1 protein-coding gene is annotated in these 1,420 nt (G+C 66.1%); it reads left to right on the forward strand.

Annotated elements, in window-relative coordinates; genetic code table 11:
- Positions 1-77: 77 nt before the first annotated feature.
- On the forward strand, positions 78-1,253 hold the full coding sequence (locus EEB15_RS32990) for an IS4 family transposase (protein WP_141514227.1): 1,176 nt from the start codon (positions 78-80) through the stop codon (positions 1,251-1,253).
- Positions 1,254-1,420 lie beyond the last annotated feature (167 nt).

Genomic DNA, 1,420 nt, shown 5'->3' on the forward strand with positions numbered 1-1,420 from the left:
ATCCCATAAGCGCTAACTTAAACACTGACTTCTGAGATATCCTTCTGCTGTTGCATCAGCTGAGTCGGAGGTGTCCCATGGAGCAGTTGGCAGAGCAGGCCCAGGACGAGGCGATCGGCCTGGGTGAGGATTGGCGCATCGTTGAGGCGTTATTGCCCGATCGGTGGATGGAGATGGCGCGGCAGCTGGGAGCGTTCCAGCGAGCCCGCGGCATTGCCGATGCGCGCTCGCTGCTGCAAGTCATGCTGATTCACCTGGGTGAGGGCTGCGGGCTTCGCGAGACGGCTGCACGAGCTTCGCTGGCGGGCATTGCACAGGTCAGTGACGTGGCGCTGCTCAAGCGGCTGCGCTCGTGCGGTCCGTGGTTCGAGTGGCTGGCCCAGCAGTTGCGCGCCGCGCAGCCCCAGCCCGAGGCGCAGGGATTGCTGGCAGGACGCCAGCTGCGCGTGGTCGATGGAAGCGTGGTGCGCGAGCCCGGCGTGACCGGCTCGCAGTGGCGGTTGCACTACGCCATTGGGCTGCCGGGCCTGCAGTGCCAGGAAGTTCACTTGGGCCCCAGCGACGATGGCGAAACCCTTAGGCGCTTTGCGGTGCACACGGGCGACATCTTCATTGCCGACCGAGGCTACGCCCATCCAGGCGGCATTGCCCATGTCAGGCGCCACGGCGGCGATGTGATCGTGCGCATGAACCTGGTGACGCTGCCGCTCACGCACCCGGGCACAGGCAAGCCGCTGGACGTGCTGGCCCAGGTGCGAGGACTTCAAGCGGGACAGTCGGGCAGCTGGCCGGCTTGCCTGAAGGTCAAGGCCGAGCGCGGCGGCCAGCGCGCGCAGGAGATCGCGGGGCGCTTGTGCGCGGTGCGCAAGAGCGCTGCGGCGGCTGCGATGGGGCGCAATCGGGTGCGCCGCGAAAGCATGCGCGGGCAGAACAAAGTGCGGCCTCAGACGCTGGAGGCGGCCGAGTACGTGCTGGTCTTCACCACGCTGGAGCCCGCCATCAGCGCCGAGCAGGTCATGACGCTGTATCGGATGCGCTGGCAGATCGAGTTGGAGTTCAAGCGCCTGAAGTCGCTGATCCAGCTGGGTCACCTGAAGAAGCACGACGCGCGGGCGGCGCGAAGTTGGCTGCAGGGAAAGTTGCTGGTGGCACTGCTAATTGCTCGCCTGATCGCTCACGCCGAGCGCGTTTCCCCCTGGGGATACGAGATCTCGTGGTTCGAAGCGCACCCGAGAGCACTGCCCGTGGCGTGAAACCTCGCTGATGCTGGCACTGCTTTGCCGCTGCGTCGCGCCCACGCTGAGACTTGCACACGCGATCAGTCAGTGGCACGCCCTGCGCTACCGGCTTGCCGAGCCTCCGCGCAAACGCGTCCTGCAGCGCCGACGAGCACGTGAACTTCTAAGTTAGCGCTTATGGG

The sequence above is a fragment of the Ramlibacter sp. WS9 genome (assembly GCF_003797765.1).
GTDB lineage: Bacteria > Pseudomonadota > Gammaproteobacteria > Burkholderiales > Burkholderiaceae_C > Ramlibacter.

Coding starts and splice junctions, on each gene's coding strand:
- EEB15_RS32990 (WP_141514227.1), top strand. CDS start 78: ATGGAGCAGTTGGCAGAGCAGGCCCAGGACGAGGCGATCGGCCTGGGT.